The 679-nt window shown below is 53.9% G+C and carries 1 protein-coding gene; it reads left to right on the top strand.

What is annotated here, in order from left to right; all coding sequences use genetic code 11:
• A partial coding sequence (locus tag DQ356_RS11135) for a phage tail-collar fiber domain-containing protein (RefSeq protein WP_185123785.1) occupies positions 1-679 on the top strand: 679 nt, incomplete at both ends.

The following is a 679-nucleotide window of genomic DNA, read 5'->3' as shown; positions in this document are numbered from 1 at the left end:
GAATGATTAGCGGTCAGACCGTTATCGAAGCAAGAAAACACCCCGGAAAGGTTCTGCGAGAAGTGGGGCTGGTCAGTGCTGCCGGCGTGCTCGTGGCATATGGTGATTACCCGGATACAGTATTGCCGGCGGACGGTGCACCGGTAATGAAAGAGATTATTATCAATTTCGTAATGGCGCTGACACATGCGGAAAGCGTCGTGATTGAAGTTGACCCCAATGTTTCCGCGCTGACTATTTCCGAAGCTGATAAGCGTTATGTCAAAAAAGCCGGCGACACGATGATCGGTCCGCTGACTACGCCATATGTAGCGAGCACTCCTGATGTTATGCCCGAGGGGGCTGGGGCATACGGCGATCAATTAAGCAGCAAAGCTCCATTTTATCAGCCTAATTGGCAATGGGATGTAACGAGCGGCGGGGTGTTCGTACCTGTCGCCAAAGGTACGTCAACGAGGAAAGGCAAAGGCTGGCCGACGGCGGTCAGTTTTGGCTACCTCATGCCCGACACAGATATGCACGCTCATCCGGTCATCCATGCTCTCGGCGATAGCGGGATGGAGTGCATTTGGGAATTTGATACACAGACCGGAGGCTTACGAAGCAAAGCCGGTACGTTCGCGATACAAGAGCAGCAACCGATTGTGCCGCTGCCGTTTTCAGGTGATACGCCGCCGCC

Source organism: Chryseobacterium lacus, assembly GCF_003336205.1.
Taxonomy (GTDB): domain Bacteria; phylum Bacteroidota; class Bacteroidia; order Flavobacteriales; family Weeksellaceae; genus Chryseobacterium_A; species Chryseobacterium_A lacus.
This window is presented reverse-complemented; position numbering and strand designations above follow the sequence as displayed.